Source organism: Streptomyces sp. R41 (assembly GCF_041053055.1).
GTDB lineage: Bacteria > Actinomycetota > Actinomycetes > Streptomycetales > Streptomycetaceae > Streptomyces.
This window is the reverse complement of the sequence record NZ_CP163443.1, coordinates 6,329,958-6,345,787: the sequence shown is the minus strand read 5'-3', so window position 1 is coordinate 6,345,787 and position 15,830 is coordinate 6,329,958. Positions and strand designations below refer to the sequence as shown.

The following is a 15,830-nucleotide window of genomic DNA, read 5'->3' as shown; positions in this document are numbered from 1 at the left end:
GGACCGGTGTAAGGGCCCCTCACGTGAGAATGAGCAAGCCAATACACATAACGAACCGCAAGCCTACCCGCGGCGACCTGCGTGGGTCAAAACGCGGGTCGAGCACGTACGGCTACGACTGTCGTTACTACTGTGGGCAATCGTCCCGCAGGGCGGGACGGGTGGGCACAGCCTGCAGCGCAGGGCGCCTTGCGACACGCGCCAAGGGCAGCACCGGCCGCACGGCCACCGCAGCGGCCAGCACACACAAGGTAAGGCAGTCCCGAAAGGCCCGCCGGGTCACCGGCTCCAGCCAGGGCCAGCTGAAACCGGGCACCTGCGGCACCAGCGCAAGCCAGAACCACGGGCTACGGGCCACCGCGCCAGGAAACGGCACACCCGCGACCAGCAGCGGCACCACGACCAGCAGATAGTGGTCGTACGACGGCCGGGACACCACAAACGCCGAGAGCATCAGCGTCACGGCGGTCTCGACGACCCGCAATGGCCCGGCGTCGGCACGACACCAGCGCCGGTAAGCGCACCACACCCCCGCCCCGGCGGCCACGAAGGCGGCAAGGGAAGCCAGCTCCTGCGGCACCCCGAGCCGCGCCAGCACCGCCCCCGGCGAAGCCTCGTACAGCCGTACGAACCTGTCGTGCCCCCGCAGCAGAAACGGCAACGTCCGTGTGACAAACCCCGCAGGGTCGGGCATGAGCAGCGCCGCCCCACCGGAGACCACCGCGGGCAGCAGCACGAGGGAGCCCAGCCCCCGCCACTGCCGGGCGAAAACGAAGAGCAGCGCCACCGGCGCGAGCAGCGGCTTGAGGACGATCGCGGCACCGATCACCACGCCCGCCGCGACCCACCGCCCCCGCACCGCACACAGCAACCCCAGCGGCAGCGCCACCGCCGCCGTCACGGTCCAGTTGCCGAGCGTCACCAGATGCCCGAAGGGCGCGAAGCCCAGCGCGAGCCCGATGAGACCGAGCACGGCGAAGCGGCTGCGCCAGGCGACCCCGTGGATGCGGAGCGCACAGCCCCAGCCCGCCGCCAGCAGCCCGGTCACCGCCAGCGGCACGAGCACCCGCAGCGCGGCGAGCGGCAGCAGCGCCTGCGGCACCGCCGCGAGCACCGCGCCGGGCAGATAGAGGAAGTGCGGGTCGGCGTACGGCGAGCCGCCGTCCAGCCAGGTCCGGGCCGCCCGGACGACGATCGCGTTGTCCATCCCGCCGTCCGGGCTCCTGCGCGCGACGTTCACGACGGGGACGCACAGCACCACGGCCAACACCGCCCACGCATGCCAGGAAGCCCGCCGCACCAACCACCCGGAGATGTCACTTTTGCCCTCGTTCATGCAGGTCACGCTAGGGGCTCGAGTGCGCCGTGATGCGGAACGGCACCCCCCGACGCCCGTCTAAGATGCGGCGCATGAGTTATGGGCAGGGTGGGCAGGGGCAGCCCCCGTGGGATCCCTGGAAGCCGGGTTCTCAGCAGCCTCAATGGGGCAACCAGACCGCCGATCGGACTCCTGACTGGGCGGCACTCGCCGAGGCGTCCGAGACGCGCAACAAACGCCGCAGACTGCTGTTCATCGGCGGCGGAGCGCTCGCCACGATGGCGGTCGGCGCGGCCGTCGCCGTGGCCGTGGTGTCCGCGAACGGGGACAGCCGGGCCTCGAACCAGCCCTCGAACCTGCCCGCCACCGCGAACATCCCGAGCGAGACCACCGCGCCGGCCCCCTCGTTCGAGCCGACCTCGGCGCCTCCCCCGCTGGATCCGAAGGACTTCATATCCAGCGCGAAGAAGGACACGGCACCGCTCAGCCCGGACATCCTCTTCCCCGGTACGCAGCTGACGATGGGTGACCGCGTCTACCGCAAGGGCCCGACGGCGGACACGAAGAACTGCGCCTCGGCCACGAAGGGCACCCTCCCCGCGGTCCTCACCAAGAACGGCTGCACACGCGTCCTGCGCGTCACCTACACCAAGGACGGTGTCGCGGTGACGGTCGGCGTGGCCGTCTTCGACACCGAGGCGCAGGCGGCCAAGGCCAAGGGCGCGGCGGACAAGAAGAGCATCGTCACCTCCCTGTCCGGCAACGGCGTCAAGTCCTTCTGCAACTCCGCCGTCTGCCGCTCGACCACCAACTCCTACGGCCGCTACGCCTACTTCACGCTCGCCGGGTTCACCAACGGCAAGGACGTGACGACGAAGGACACCAAGGTCTTCACGAGCGGCGACGACATCGCCGAGTTCGCCTTCCGGCAGATCCGCAGGCGAGGCGAGGCCCAGGCGTCGGCGGCGGCCAACGAGTAGCGGCATGTGACACTCTCCCCCCAGTCGGCAATCGCCAGTCAGCGATCAACTGTCCATGGGGACCGGCCCTTGACCACTCAGCACACGTCCATACACCACCTTCCCTTCGGGCGGCTCATCGTGGAACCGGCGTAGCAGCGTGCGGGCGCGCGGGAGAGTCCGGCTGATCGGGGCCGCGGCCGGGGCGGCGCTGCTGGCTCCGCTCGCGATATGGGCCTGGCCGAAGGGCGACGAGCCGGCGCCCGGCCCCCGCACCGTCCCCACCGATCTGCGCCAGCGGGACCCGGCGGCGACCCCCGCGGCGCGCCGGGTCTACGCGATGCTGGCGGGCCTGGAGAACCGCGCGCGCCTGGGCCGCCCGGGCCGCACCGTGATCGGCCAGCACGTCGAGCTGCACAACGAGCGGTACAACGCGCTGTACGGCGACTACAAGGGCACCAAACAGCCGGGCTACTACTACCGCAAGGTGCGCGACATCACCGGACGGCTGCCCGGCTTCGTGGAGCTGGACCTCGGTCCCGGCTACGACCGGCCGGGCTGGGCGGTGGGCGAGTCCCGCTCGTACTCCCGCTCCTGGCCGAGCTGCCGTGAGTACTGGGGGTACGCCGACGACGTCGTGGACCTCGCGCTCGGCGTCTGGGCGGGCCTGCCCCGAGGGGCGGACGGCTCCTACCACCCCTCCGGCACGCACACGGACTGCGCCTCCGGCACCGAGGTCACCCTGCCGGACAACGGCGGCGCCCCGGCGGGCCTGGTCGGGGTCTCCTTCCACCAGCCGTACCCGGGCAGCACGGTGAAGGGCTTCGACGCGACGCTGCGCCGCCACTCCCCCGGGGCGAAGGACCCGGGCTGGTTCGGCCGGGTGGTCACCCCGGGCAGCACCGAACACCGGGAGCTGCTGCGCGACCTCGACTACCTCGCCGATCACCTGGGCTATCTCGCGGACCACGGGGTGCCGGTCCTGCTCCGCCCGTACCACGAGATGAACACGGCGCCCGACCGCAACGGCTTCTGGTGGGCGGGCCAGGACCCGTCCGCGTACCGGAAGCTCTGGCGGCTCACCCACGACTACCTCGTGGACCGCCGCGGACTGCACAACCTGATCTTCGTCTGGGCGCCCAACTCCTGGGACGGCGCCTACGGACGGCAGCCGCGGGCGTACTACCCGGGCGGCCGTTACGTCGACGTCGTGGGCGTCGACGACTACAGCGACTCCCCTGCCGAGCCGTTCGGCGACGGTGCCTGGACCGAGGTCTGGTACCGCGGCCTGGAGGAGTACCGCAAGCCCCGGATCGTGGCCGAGTCCTTCCATGTGCCGCTCAACGCGGCCCGGCCGGACACCCTGACCAGGACTCCGTGGGTGCTGTGGACGGTGTGGGGGCAGGCGCTGACGTTCGACAACGTGTCCTCGCCCCGGGGCAAGAACACCGCCACGGACGTGAAGCAGACCTACGGCTCACCAAAGGTCATCACCGGCGGTGGGAGGGCCCTTGAGTCGGATGTCGACTGGACATCACTGCACAAGCCCTAGGTTTGTTACTTCTTGAACACATCCTGCTCACACCTGTTCCATACTCAACTACTTGCGTGACAGAATCACGTTTCTGTTCGGCCTGAGCTTCGGGCGCCTGGGGGGGCATCTGAGAGGCCGACGCACCGAAGAAGGTGTTGGAGGGTGGGGGCCCGGGAACAAAGGCGCGCCGACGCGCGCCTTTTGTGTCATGCCGTGAAATCGCCACTGCTCCAGCGCGCCACTGATTTCACGGGAGCTGAGCAGTCGTCATGGCGTCGACAATGGTCGACGGGGGTGCCTCGCACTCTCGTCACAACGCGAAACTGGCGAAGCGCACTGAGGCCTGGAGACCTGGCATCGTGCCGTTCCTCCTGCCTTTCGTGCTGCTGCTGTTCTTCGGGCTGTACACCTACCGCCCCAGCTCCTCTCCGCTGAGCTGGGCGCTCACCGTCGTCTGGTCGCTGCCGGTGATCGGTGTGATGGTGGGCATCCAGGGCGCCCTGCTCATCCGGCGCCGGGTGCGGCAGAGCGACCGTATGGTGCCGCCGGCCCCCGTCGACCAGGACTTCCTGATCGTCCTCGTACCGACGATCGGTCGGCACGACACCTACCCGGCGCTGGAGCGCTCGGTGCTCTCCTATGTCGAGCACCTGCCCGAGTACTTCCCCTACATGCGCGTCGACGTCCTCACCGAGGAGGGCTGCGAGGCCACCCAGTCGATCGACCGGCTCGCCGCCTCGAACCCGCTCATCCGCGTAGTGGAGACGCCCAAGGCGTACGTGACCGCCAACGGGACCCGCTTCAAGGCTCGCGCCAACAACTACGCGCATGAGCTGCGGATCGAGGAGGGCGAGGCCCTCGACCACGTGTGGGTGCTGCACATGGACGACGACACCGGCGTCGGCCCCGACACGGCGGCCTCGCTCGCCCAGTTCATCAACCGCCAGCGCCGCGCCCACCCCGACGAGGCCAAGCACATGGCCCAGGGCATCCTCACGTATCCCCGCGAGAACGCGGTCAACCTCTTCACCTGGCTCGCCGACGCGGTGCGACCCGCCGACGACATCGCCCGCTTCCGGGCGCTGACCGGCATGGGCACCCCGGCGGCCGGAGTCCACGGCGAACTGCTGGTGCTCCGCGCGTCCATCGAGGCCACCATCGGCTGGGATTTCGGGCCGAAGGCGATCGTCGAGGACGCCCAACTCGCCCTCAGCTTCTGCCGCCGCTACCCCGGCCGCAGCGACTGGTTCAACGGACGCTGCTACGGCGCCTCCCCGGCCACCACCAAGGACTTCGTCAAACAGCGCGACCGCTGGGCCTGGGGCCTGGTGGCGCTCTGCTTCAACCGCACCATTCCGTGGCGCTACCGCTGGTTCCTCTCCGTGTGCGTGGCCACCTGGATCCTCGGTCCGCTCCAGCACATCGTCGCGGTGCTCTGCATCGGACTGCTCGTCGGCGACCTCAACACCTCGCCCGTCACCCAGTCCGTCGTCATCCTGTGGGCCCTCAACTTCGCCTACGTCATCTGGACCTACTGGGAAGGGCTGCGCCTCAACGCCATCGCCTCGGCGAGCGGCCGGCGCAAGTGGTGGGAGCCGGTCGTCGTGATCGCCCTCATCCCCGTCTTCTCCGTACTGGAAGGGCTCGGAGGCTTCAAGGGCTTCCTGAAGTTCCTCCGGCGCGAGGAGAACAAGTTCGTCGTGATCGCCAAACCCGCCTGACCGCACGAAAGCACCCGTGATGAAGCGCTCGCGACTGCCGATGCTGGCCGTCTTTCCCCTGTCCGTCCTCGCCGTAGTGGTCGGCACGCCCCTGTTCATCGGCAACCAGCCGGTGCGCTGGGACTCCGGCTCCGTCCTGCCCAGGCTCGTCTTCGGCAACGACGGCTCCGGCGCTGGGAACTCCACCTCGGCGACCGGAACCAAGAAGTCCGCGTCCCCGAACTCCTCCTCTTCCTCCGGCTCCGCTTCCGAGGACACCCTCAAGGTCGCCAAGGCCTGGAAGGAGGGCATGCCTCAGTGGGGCGTGCAGCTGTACTGGGAGGAGGAGACCAAGAAGCGGTCCGACGACTTCGTCGTCGAGCAGGCGCGCAAGCACGCGAAGTACCTCATCAGCCTGGGCGCCAACTCGGTGTCGATCTCGTTCCCCTTCTACACCGGGGGCCGTACGTCCAACACCCTGACGGCCGGCGCGAAGACGCCGTCCGCGGAGCGCCTGCAGAAGGTGCTGAAGGTGTTCGAGGACGCCGGCTTCCGCACCACGGTCCGGCCGATCATGGACGAGGCCTCGCTCGACCCGCCGACCGGCTGGCGCGGCAACATCGAGCCCGCCTCCCGCTCCGCCTGGTTCGCCTCCTACCTGAAGCTCCTCACCCCGTATCTCAAGGTCGCCGACCAGGACAAGGCGAACACCTTCGTGATCGGCACCGAGCTGAACTCCATGGAGGGCGCCCCGGGCTGGGACTCTCTGGTGGCCTCGGCGGAGAAGGTCTTCTCCGGTGAGGTGGCCTACGACGCCAACTGGGACAACTACGTCTCGGGCCGCATCAACATGCCGGTCAGCCACCTCGGCGTAGACGCCTACTTTCCCGTCAAGGTGCCCGACAACGCCTCCGTCGACCGGCTCGCGGAGGGCTGGAACACCTGGCTCGACAAGAAGACCACGGGCGACCTGCCCAACATCACCCTCGCCGAGGCCGGAATCGGCGCGATGAACGGCGCGTACAAGTCACCCGGCGACTTCTACACGAAGAATCCCGTCAACCCGCAGGTGCAGGCCAACTGGTACACGGCCGTCTGCAAGGTCGTCCAGGAACGCCGAATGAGCGGCGTCTATTGGTGGTCGATCTACTTCGACGACGACCCCAACACCCCACCGGACGACAAAACGGCCTCCCGCCTGGACTTCGCCGGGCGCCCCAAGAGTGAGAAAGCCGTCAAGACCTGTTTCACCTCCGACTACGCCGGGCCCGGCAGCGCGGCCGCCCAGTAATGGAGACATCCCCCCACGCATCCATGACCCGTCCCCGCGACCCAAGGCGGACACCACATGACTGAAGCGATCCTTCTCGTCGGCGGTCAGGGCACCCGGCTTCGGCCCCTGACCAGCCACATTCCCAAGCCGCTGCTGCCCGTGGCCGGAGTACCGTTCCTCACGCACCAGCTGGCGCGGGCCGCGGCCGCGGGGATCACCCGGATCGTTTTCGCGACCTCCTACCTCGCCGAGCTGTTCGCGGAGGAGTTCGGCGACGGCTCCCGCCTCGGACTGGAACTCGAGTACGTCACCGAAGAGGTGGCCCTCGGCACCGGCGGAGCCATCCGCAACGCGGCCGAGCGACTGCGCAGCGCCCCCGGCGAACCGGTGCTGGTCTTCAACGGCGACATCCTCTCCGGCTTGGATGTCGCCGCGCTGCGCGACAGCCATGTCGCCTCGCGGGCCGATGTCACCCTGCACCTCCAGCGCGTGGCCGACCCGCGCGCCTTCGGCCTGGTGCCCACCGACGCCGAAGGACGCGTCCGGGCCTTCCTGGAGAAGCCCCAGACGCCCGAGGAGATCACCACCGACCAGATCAACGCGGGTTGCTATGTCTTCACCCGTTCGGTGATCGACCGGATCCCGGCCGGCCGGAACGTCTCCGTGGAACGCGAGACCTTCCCCGAGCTGCTCGCCTCGGGCGCCCATGTGCGCGGAGTCGTCGACGACAGCTACTGGCTCGACCTGGGCACCCCGGCCGCGTTCGTCCAGGGCTCGGCGGACCTCGTGCGCGGCCGGGTCACCTCCCCTGCGCTGCCCGGCCCGACCGGCGAGTCCCTCGTCCTGCCGGGCGCCCGGGTGCACCCCGGCGCCGTGCTCAGCGGGGGCACCGTGGTCGGCCCCGGCGCCGAGGTCGGCGCGGGAGCGGTGGTCGACGGCAGCGTGCTGCTGACCGGTGCCCGGGTCGCCGCCCGCGCCAGCCTGTCCGCGTCCGTGGTCGGACGCCACGCCGTGATCGGCGAGGACAGCGTCCTGGACGCGGTGGTCGTCGGCGACGGCGCCCGGGTGGCCGAGGGCAACGAACTCCCGCCGGGTCTGCGCATCGCCTGCGGGGCCTTCCTGCCCGCCCACGGCGTCCGCACCTCCGCATCCCCCGCTCCCTGCACCGCGCAGGCCGTCGCTCACTCTGGAGTACCCCATGCATCGTCAGCCGCCCACTGAACACCCGGGCCCTGACGGCCACGAACAGCAGCCCTACGGGCAGCAGGGGTACGGACAGCAGGGACAGCCGGAGGCGTACGGGCAGCAGGGGCAACAGCAGCCGTACGGGCAGCAAGGTCAGCAGCAGGCGTACGGCCGGCAGGGCCGCCCGGGGTACGACCAGCAGGCATACGGGCAGCAGTACGGCCGCCCGCCCGCGCCGCCCCAGCAGTACGTCGGGCAGCTGATCCCGCAGCATCCGGGGCAGCCCCAGGCCCAGCCGCAGCAGCAGTACACGCCCCAGATCCCCCGGCAGCCACAGGCGGACCAGCCGTACGGCGGCCACGGCACGGCGGTCGTCCAGACCCCTGTCGCACCGGCCGTATCCGCGTCGGATCCCGAGCCGGCGCCGAAGCCCGCCCGAAGCGAGAAGCCCCCGGCGGACAAGGCGTCGAAGCCCGCGCCCATGCGGTCCCGCTTCGAGGCCGTGGACGGCCTGCGCGGAATCGCCATCCTCTCCGTGCTGCTGTACCACACCAACTGGTTCAGCAACGGTCTGTTCGGCGTGGACGCCTTCTTCGTACTCTCCGGCTTCCTCACCACGCTCGTGCTGATCCGCGAGGTGCAGCGCACCGGCCGTATCCGCGTCGGGCGGTTCTACCGCCGCCGCTTCAAGCGCCTGCTGCCGGGCCTGATGGTGGCCCTGGCCCTGGTGGTGGCCCTCTCGTACCTCACGAGCCCGCTGAAGGAGTCCCGCGCGGTCTCGCAGCAGGCGCTCGGCGCCCTCTTCCAGGTGGGCAACTGGGCCCAGATCGCCCGCGGCGACTCCTACTGGGACCACTTCGGAGCCATCCAGCCGCTCTCCGCGATGTGGTCGCTGAGCATCACCGAGCAGTTCTACGTCGTGTGGCCGCTGGTCCTGGTCGCCGCCTTCGCGGTCTTCCGCCGCCGGGTGCTGCCGGTCGCCGTCCTCGCTGTGCTGCTCTTCGCCGCGTCGGCGCTGGTCGCACCCGTGCTGTGGCGCGGCGGCAACCACGACACCGACTTCCTGTACCTGGCCACCCACACCCGTGCGGTGGCCTTCATGGCGGGCGCGGCGGCCGCGTTCGTCGTGTACCTGGTGCAGCGCACGGCCGCGGAGAGCCGCCGCGCCTCCGAGGACGGTGGCGACGGCGGGTCCGGGGGCGGCTTCGTGTACCACCTCGCCTCGCTGACGGCGATCGTGTCCCTGGCCGCGGTGGTGTACCTCAGCATCAAGGTGAGCACCTACCACGAGCCCTGGCTCTACCAGGGCGGACTGGCCGTCGTCGCCCTCCTGATCGCGCTGACCGCCGCCTGCCTGAGCACGGACCGCGGCCCGCTGGCACGGGCCCTGCGCCTGAAGCCGCTGATGGAGATCGGCCAGATCTCGTACAGCATGTATCTGCTGCACCTGCCGGTGTACTGGGTGCTGCTCATGGCCTACCCGGACATGAAGCCGTACGCCCTGTTTCTGCTGGGTGCCGGGCTCACCTGGCTGCTGTCGATGGTCATGCACTACTCGATCGAGCAGTATCGGGTGCGCGACTGGCGCCCCATGCGGGCCGTCCCGGTGTTCACCGTGGCGTCCCTGGTCATCGGCCTCGGCTCGTACTACCTGCCCACCTACGTCGCCGACTCGATGCGCCCGGACGGCAAGCCGCTCGTCCTGACCCTGGGCGACTCGATGGCGGAGGACTTCGCAACCTCCCTGGCCCAGCACGGCAACGGCTACGCGGTCATCGACGGAGGCCAGGGCGGCTGTGGCGTCATGTCCCCGCAGGCGGTGCGCGACCGCGTCGGCAAGGTCCTGACGAACTGGAACTCCTGCATCGGCTGGAAGAACTACTGGGCCGACCAGTTGGAGAACACCCAGCCCGACGCCGTCCTCGTCCACGTCGGATGGGACGCCGCCGAGCAGAAGATCGGCGGCAGGTGGCTGACTTCCTGCGACTCGGCCTACCGCACCCGCTATCTGAAGCAGTTGACGGCGGCCGTCGCCGTGGTCCAGAAGCAGGCGCCGAACACCAAGATCCTGCTGATGAACGAGCGACGCGCCAACGGCGCCATCATCGAGAAGTGGGGCGATTGCTTCAACGACGTGATCTCCACGTACGTGAAGTCGGCCCCGGCCGAAGTCTCCCTGCTGAACCTCGACGCCTTCCTCTGCCCCGACGGCGAGTGCGTGCAGTACAACGCCAAGGGCAAGCGCCTCTACCCCGACGGTGACGGCGTGCATCTCACCAAGGTCGGCATGGGCTATGTCACCCCGTGGCTGGAGAAGTCATTGGCCACGGCCCTGAAGAAGTGAGTCCGGGCGGCCGGGCGCCCGGCCCGGCCGCCGCTCCTGCGGTCAGCAGCAGCCGCCCCCGGTCAGCGTCCGCCTGTTCCGCGCCTCCTTGTTGCGCGCGGCCAGCAACTCGTCGGCGGGGTACCCGACTTCCTCCAGGGTCAGTCCGTGCGGCCGTACGACATGCACGGCGGAGTCGCGTATCCCGGCGGCCAGCACCTTCCCGGGCCAGTCCGGCCCGCGATGCCCGTCCCCCACGAACAGCAACGCCCCGATCAGCGAACGCACCATGTTGTGGCAGAAGGCGTCGGCGCGGACGGTGGCGGTGATGATCCCGTCGTCACCGCGCACCAGGCTCAGCTCCTGGAGCATACGAATGGTCGTCGCGCCCTCACGCCTCTTGCAGTAGGCGGCGAAGTCGTGCTCCCCGACCAGCCGTTGAGCGGCCTCGTTCATGGCATCGACGTCCAACGGCCAGTCGTGCCACAGGACATGATTGCGCAGCAGCGGATCCACACCGCCGGGGTTGTCGGTGACGCGGTAGGCGTACCGCCGCCAGATCGCCGAGAACCGCGCGTTGAACCCTTCGGGTGCCTCGGTGAGCGACCACACCCGCACGTCCTTCGACAGCCGCCCGGCCAGCCGCTTCAGCAGCTTCTCCTGATGCTCGGCCCACAGCTCGACCGGCAGATCGACATGCGCCACCTGCCCCCGAGCATGCACCCCGGCATCGGTCCGCCCGGCCACGGTCAGCTCATACGTGGTGTCCTTCGACCGCGTGACCGTCCGCAGGGCGTCCTCGATCTCCCCCTGCACGGTCCGCTGCCCACCGGCCTGCTTGGCCCACCCGGAGAACTGGGTCCCGTCGTAGGAAAGGTCCAGCCGCACCCGTACAAAACCGGGCTGTACTTCGTCACTCACACCTAGATCCTCTCAGGCCCTTACGCCGTACCGGCTGTGGGCAGTCGTTCCGCTGGGGCGGTAACGGGCGGGCACAGCCGACCCGCAGACGCAGGCGGCGAGAAGCACGCCACCGCGGAACGCGAAAGCGGGCCCGCCCCGAAGGGGGCGGACCCGCTCAGACGCGAGCCGAAGCTCAGGCGTCCTTGGACTCGTCGCCCTCGGCGGCAGCCGGAGCCGCGTCCTCGACAACCTCGGCCGGAGCCTCGGTCTTGGCCTCGGCGGCCGGAGCCTCGGCGTCCTTGGCGGCACGCTTGGTCGCCGCCTCGGCCTCACCGGTGGCCTGCTGGGCCACGGTCAGGGCCTCCACCAGCTCGATGACAGCCATGGGCGCGTTGTCGCCACGACGGTTACCGATCTTGGTGATACGGGTGTAACCACCCGGGCGGTTCTCGTAGCGCGGGCCGATCTCGGTGAAGAGCGTGTGCACGATGCTCTTGTCCGTGATCACCGAGAGCACCTGACGGCGGTTGTGAAGGTCACCCTTCTTCGCCTTGGTGACCAGACGCTCCGCGTACGGGCGCAGGCGACGGGCCTTCGCCTCGGTGGTGGTGATGCGGCCGTGCTCGAAGAGCGACTTCGCGAGGTTCGCGAGGAGCAGCTTCTCGTGCGCGGCGCTGCCGCCCAGACGGGCACCCTTGGTGGGCTTCGGCATGGTGTTTCTCCTAGGTGTCTGCCCCGGCCGTATCAGGTACCGAGGTCAGTGTCCGAGCGGGCGATTGCCCGTCGGAGACCCCGCGCCCCGTAAGGGGCCGCGGGGAACCGCGTGGCCGGCCGGAGCCGGCCCGCAGCCAAAACGGTCCTCGCGGAGCCTTTAGTACTGCTCGGTCTCCACGAACCCGGCGTCCGCGTCGTCGTCGGCGCCAAAGGCGTCGGCCGCGGCGGTCGGGTCGAATCCGGGCGGGCTGTCCTTGAGGGCCAGGCCCATGCCGGCCAGCTTCGCCTTGACCTCGTCGATGGACTTCGCACCGAAGTTGCGGATGTCCAGGAGGTCGGCCTCGGAGCGGGCGACGAGCTCACCCACGGAGTGGATGCCCTCACGCTTGAGGCAGTTGTAGGAGCGGACCGTGAGCTCCAGCTCCTCGATCGGCAGCGCGAGGTCGGCGGCAAGGGCGGCGTCCGTGGGGGACGGGCCCATGTCGATGCCCTCGGCGTCGATGTTGAGCTCGCGGGCCAGACCGAACAGCTCGACCAGGGTCTTACCGGCCGACGCCATGGCATCCCGCGGACGCATGGCCTGCTTGGTCTCGACGTCGACGATCAGCTTGTCGAAGTCGGTGCGCTGCTCGACACGGGTCGCCTCGACCTTGTACGTGACCTTCAGCACCGGCGAGTAGATCGAGTCGACCGGGATGCGCCCGATCTCCTGACCGACCTGCTTGTTCTGAACGGCGGAGACATAGCCGCGACCGCGCTCGACGGTCAGCTCCATCTCCAGCTTGCCCTTGCCGTTGAGCGTGGCGAGGACGAGGTCGGGGTTGTGCACCTCGACACCGGCCGGGGGCGCGATGTCGGCGGCGGTGACCAGGCCCGGGCCCTGCTTGCGCAGGTACATCACGACAGGCTCGTCGTGCTCCGAGGAGACGACCAGCTGCTTGATGTTGAGGATCAGGTCGGTGACGTCCTCCTTGACGCCCGGCACGGTGGTGAACTCGTGCAGAACGCCGTCGATGCGGATGGACGTGACCGCCGCACCCGGGATCGAGGAGAGGAGCGTACGACGCAGGGAGTTGCCGAGGGTGTAACCGAAGCCCGGCTCCAGCGGCTCGATCACGAACCGGGAGCGGAACTCGTCGACGACCTCTTCGGTCAACGAGGGACGCTGAGCGATCAGCATGTGTGGATCAGATCCTTCTTTCGTGGACGCCCGCTATTTGACGCCCGACGGAACCGCACGTTTCACAGTGCGGGTATTGCAAGGGTACGGGCGGCACGGCCGAAAAGCCGTACCGCCCGAATCCTCAAGACAACCGAGCCTCAGACGCGGCGGCGCTTGGGCGGACGGCAGCCGTTGTGCGGGGTGGGGGTGACGTCCTGGATGGAGCCGACCTCGAGGCCAGTGGCCTGGAGGGAGCGGATCGCGGTCTCGCGACCGGAGCCCGGGCCCTTCACGAAGACGTCAACCTTGCGCATGCCGTGCTCCTGCGCGCGGCGGGCGGCCGACTCGGCGGCCATCTGCGCGGCGAAGGGGGTGGACTTGCGCGAGCCCTTGAAGCCGACGTGGCCGGCGGAGGCCCAGGAGATCACGTTGCCCGAGGGGTCCGTGATCGAGACGATCGTGTTGTTGAACGTGCTCTTGATGTGAGCGTGCCCGTGAGCGACGTTCTTCTTTTCCTTGCGGCGCACCTTCTTGGCAGCGCCCTGACGACCCTTGGGGGGCATCTATTACTCCTACGGGGAGGTGGTCGGTCCTACAGCGAAGACCGCTGGTTTGCGGCGCTCCGGGGCAGACCCGGAAAATCCGCAGCGTCCGCTGAGGACTACTTCTTGCCCGGCTTCTTCTTACCGGCGATGGCGCGACGCGGGCCCTTGCGGGTACGGGCGTTCGTGCTGGTGCGCTGACCGTGGACGGGCAGGCCACGGCGGTGGCGAATACCCTGGTAGCAGCCGATCTCGATCTTGCGGCGGATGTCGCCCTGGATCTCGCGACGGAGGTCACCCTCGGTCTTCAGATTGGCGTCCACGTACTCGCGGATCTTGACCAGCTCCTCCTCGGAGAGGTCACGAACGCGCGTGTTCGGGTTCACGCCGGTCTCGGCCAGCGTCTGCTGGGAAAGGGTCCGGCCGATGCCGAACACGTAGGTGAGGGCGACCTCCACACGCTTTTCGCGCGGGATGTCAACACCGGAAACGCGTGCCATTCAATGGCTCCAGTTGTCGTTCGGAGGTCTTCCGCAGAACCGGCTCCCAGCCGCCGTATGAGGTACGAACTGGGTCCCCGGCCTCCGACCGGGGGTGTCAGGCCTGAAACTCAGCCCTGGATTCTGCGTATGAACATGTACTGCTTGCGTCGCGCGAATATCTGCGGATGCAGAAGGTTCGGTCGTGCGTCAGCCCTGGCGCTGCTTGTGGCGCGGGTTTTCGCAGATGACCATGACCCGGCCGTGACGGCGGATCACCCTGCACTTGTCGCAGATCTTCTTGACGCTCGGCTTGACCTTCATTAGGTGAGGTTCTCCGGGTCAGTGCCACCCCCCGCGTCCCGGAATCGGGAGCACGGAGTAAAGGCAAGATCTACTTGTACCGGTAGACGATCCGGCCACGCGTCAGGTCGTACGGAGACAGCTCCACCACGACCCGGTCGTCAGGGAGGATGCGGATGTAGTGCATACGCATCTTGCCGCTGATGTGTGCCAGGACCTGGTGGCCGTTCTGGAGCTCCACCTTGAACATGGCGTTCGGAAGAGACTCGACGACAGTGCCTTCGATCTCGATGGCACCTTGCTTCTTGGCCACGCTTCGCCCTTCGAATCGACTACCTTGATCGACTCCGCACGAGCGCATGAAGACATGCGGGTGCACGAGAGCCGACGAGTCAGTCTACGTCAGCGCACCCGGAAAGACGAATTACCCCGGTCCTGTTCGCCACTCATGACGATGCCCCGCCCATCGACGCGGTATGCGCGATGGGCGGGGCGGGCTGACGTCAGTGGGCCAGGGGATCCGGGGCCGCGGTGATCCCGTACTCGGCGAGCTTCGCCCTGCCGCCGTCCGGAGCCGTCAGCACCAGCGGGCCCTGTTCGGTCAGCGCGATCGAGTGCTCCCAGTGGGAGGACCAGGTGCCGTCGGTCGTGATGACCGTCCAGTCGTCCTCGAGGACCTCGGTCTTCGGTGTGCCCAAAGACACCATCGGCTCGATGGCGAGGCAGAAGCCGGGGACCAGCTTGGGGCCCTTGCCGCGCTTGCGCTCGACGTAGTTCAGCAGGTGCGGGTCCATGTGCATCTCGGTGCCGATGCCGTGGCCGCCGTAGTCCTCGATGATCCCGTAGCGCCCGCCGCCGGGCCTCGGCTGACGGCGGATGTACGTCTCGATGGCACGGGAGACGTCGACGAGCCGGTTGCCCTGCTTCATCGCCGCGATGCCGGCCCACATCGACTCCTCGGTCACCCGGGAGAGCTCGATCAGCTCCGGAGCGTGCCCGGAGCCCACGAACGCCGTGTACGCCGCGTCCCCGTGCCAGCCGTCCACGATGGCGCCGCAGTCGATGGAGATGATGTCGCCGTCCTTCAGGACGACCTCGTCGCTCGGGATGCCATGGACGACGACCGCGTTGGCCGAGGTGCAGATGGTCGCCGGGAAACCGCCGTACCCCAGGAAGTTCGACTTCGCCCCGTGCTCGGCGAGCACCTTGCGGGCGACCTCGTCGAGATCCTTGGTCGTGGCCCCGGGTACGGCCGCCTCACGCGTGGCCGCATGAATGGCGGCGACGACCAGCCCCGCCTCGCGCATCTTGGCGATCTGCTCGGGGGTCTTGATCTGCACCATGGCGGCTGCGGCCTTTCTGGACCGGAGAGTACGGACTTCTCCAACGATACGGGGGACACCACCGGCCCCGCGGCGCGAGGCGAACGCGCGGT

Annotated in this window: 15 protein-coding genes; 6 read left to right on the top strand and 9 right to left on the bottom strand. The window is 68.9% G+C overall.

What is annotated here, in order from left to right:
* Positions 1-127: 127 nt before the first annotated feature.
* Positions 128-1,336 (bottom strand): glycosyltransferase family 87 protein, encoded by a 1,209-nt coding sequence (locus tag AB5J53_RS29185; protein WP_369248598.1) that lies wholly within the window; start codon positions 1,334-1,336, stop codon positions 128-130.
* 74 nt (positions 1,337-1,410) lie between these two features.
* Here AB5J53_RS29185 and AB5J53_RS29180 point away from each other — a divergent pair, with 74 nt between their 5' ends.
* The 6 genes from AB5J53_RS29180 to AB5J53_RS29155 all read left to right on the top strand — a co-directional run bounded on the left by AB5J53_RS29180 (position 1,411) and on the right by AB5J53_RS29155 (position 10,313).
* On the top strand, positions 1,411-2,298 hold the full coding sequence (locus AB5J53_RS29180; RefSeq protein ID WP_369248597.1) for a hypothetical protein: 888 nt from the start codon (positions 1,411-1,413) through the stop codon (positions 2,296-2,298).
* A 139-nt stretch (positions 2,299-2,437) separates the two neighbouring features.
* Positions 2,438-3,829 carry a glycoside hydrolase family 26 protein gene (locus tag AB5J53_RS29175; protein WP_369248596.1) on the top strand — a complete coding sequence of 464 codons (1,392 nt, stop codon included), beginning with the start codon at positions 2,438-2,440 and terminating at the stop codon, positions 3,827-3,829.
* Positions 3,830-4,170: 341 nt separating this feature from the next.
* Positions 4,171-5,532, top strand: a complete 1,362-nt coding sequence (locus tag AB5J53_RS29170) for a glycosyltransferase family 2 protein (RefSeq protein WP_369248595.1) — start codon at positions 4,171-4,173, stop codon at positions 5,530-5,532.
* Positions 5,533-5,551: 19 nt separating this feature from the next.
* A complete protein-coding gene (locus AB5J53_RS29165) occupies positions 5,552-6,802 on the top strand; it encodes a hypothetical protein (RefSeq protein ID WP_369248594.1) in 1,251 nt (416 codons plus the stop codon).
* Positions 6,803-6,859: 57 nt separating this feature from the next.
* A complete protein-coding gene (locus AB5J53_RS29160) occupies positions 6,860-8,005 on the top strand; it encodes a sugar phosphate nucleotidyltransferase (protein ID WP_369248593.1) in 1,146 nt (381 codons plus the stop codon).
* Positions 7,983-10,313, top strand: a complete 2,331-nt coding sequence (locus AB5J53_RS29155; protein ID WP_369248592.1) for an acyltransferase family protein — start codon at positions 7,983-7,985, stop codon at positions 10,311-10,313. The genes AB5J53_RS29160 and AB5J53_RS29155 overlap by 23 nt, the downstream gene beginning before the upstream one ends.
* 42 nt (positions 10,314-10,355) lie before the next feature.
* Here AB5J53_RS29155 and truA read toward each other — a convergent pair whose 3' ends face one another.
* The 8 genes from truA to map form a co-directional block, all read right to left on the bottom strand.
* Positions 10,356-11,213, bottom strand: a complete 858-nt coding sequence (gene truA, locus AB5J53_RS29150) for a tRNA pseudouridine(38-40) synthase TruA (protein ID WP_369248591.1) — start codon at positions 11,211-11,213, stop codon at positions 10,356-10,358.
* 175 nt (positions 11,214-11,388) lie between these two features.
* On the bottom strand, positions 11,389-11,907 hold the full coding sequence (rplQ, locus tag AB5J53_RS29145) for a 50S ribosomal protein L17 (protein ID WP_369248590.1): 519 nt from the start codon (positions 11,905-11,907) through the stop codon (positions 11,389-11,391).
* A gap of 159 nt (positions 11,908-12,066) precedes the next feature.
* Positions 12,067-13,089: a DNA-directed RNA polymerase subunit alpha gene (locus tag AB5J53_RS29140; protein ID WP_003966937.1), complete on the bottom strand. Its 1,023-nt coding sequence runs from the start codon at positions 13,087-13,089 to the stop codon at positions 12,067-12,069.
* Between the two features lie 140 nt (positions 13,090-13,229).
* A complete protein-coding gene (gene rpsK / locus AB5J53_RS29135; RefSeq protein ID WP_003956432.1) occupies positions 13,230-13,634 on the bottom strand; it encodes a 30S ribosomal protein S11 in 405 nt (134 codons plus the stop codon).
* A 98-nt stretch (positions 13,635-13,732) separates the two neighbouring features.
* On the bottom strand, positions 13,733-14,113 hold the full coding sequence (rpsM, locus tag AB5J53_RS29130; protein WP_369248589.1) for a 30S ribosomal protein S13: 381 nt from the start codon (positions 14,111-14,113) through the stop codon (positions 13,733-13,735).
* A 189-nt stretch (positions 14,114-14,302) separates the two neighbouring features.
* The gene (gene rpmJ, locus AB5J53_RS29125; RefSeq protein WP_003998809.1) at positions 14,303-14,416 is read right to left on the bottom strand and encodes a 50S ribosomal protein L36; all 114 of its coding nucleotides are present in this window, start codon (positions 14,414-14,416) and stop codon (positions 14,303-14,305) included.
* 70 nt (positions 14,417-14,486) lie between these two features.
* Positions 14,487-14,708, bottom strand: a complete 222-nt coding sequence (infA, locus tag AB5J53_RS29120) for a translation initiation factor IF-1 (protein ID WP_003948620.1) — start codon at positions 14,706-14,708, stop codon at positions 14,487-14,489.
* Between the two features lie 190 nt (positions 14,709-14,898).
* The gene (gene map, locus AB5J53_RS29115) at positions 14,899-15,738 is read right to left on the bottom strand and encodes a type I methionyl aminopeptidase (RefSeq protein WP_369248588.1); all 840 of its coding nucleotides are present in this window, start codon (positions 15,736-15,738) and stop codon (positions 14,899-14,901) included.
* Positions 15,739-15,830: the final 92 nt, after the last annotated feature.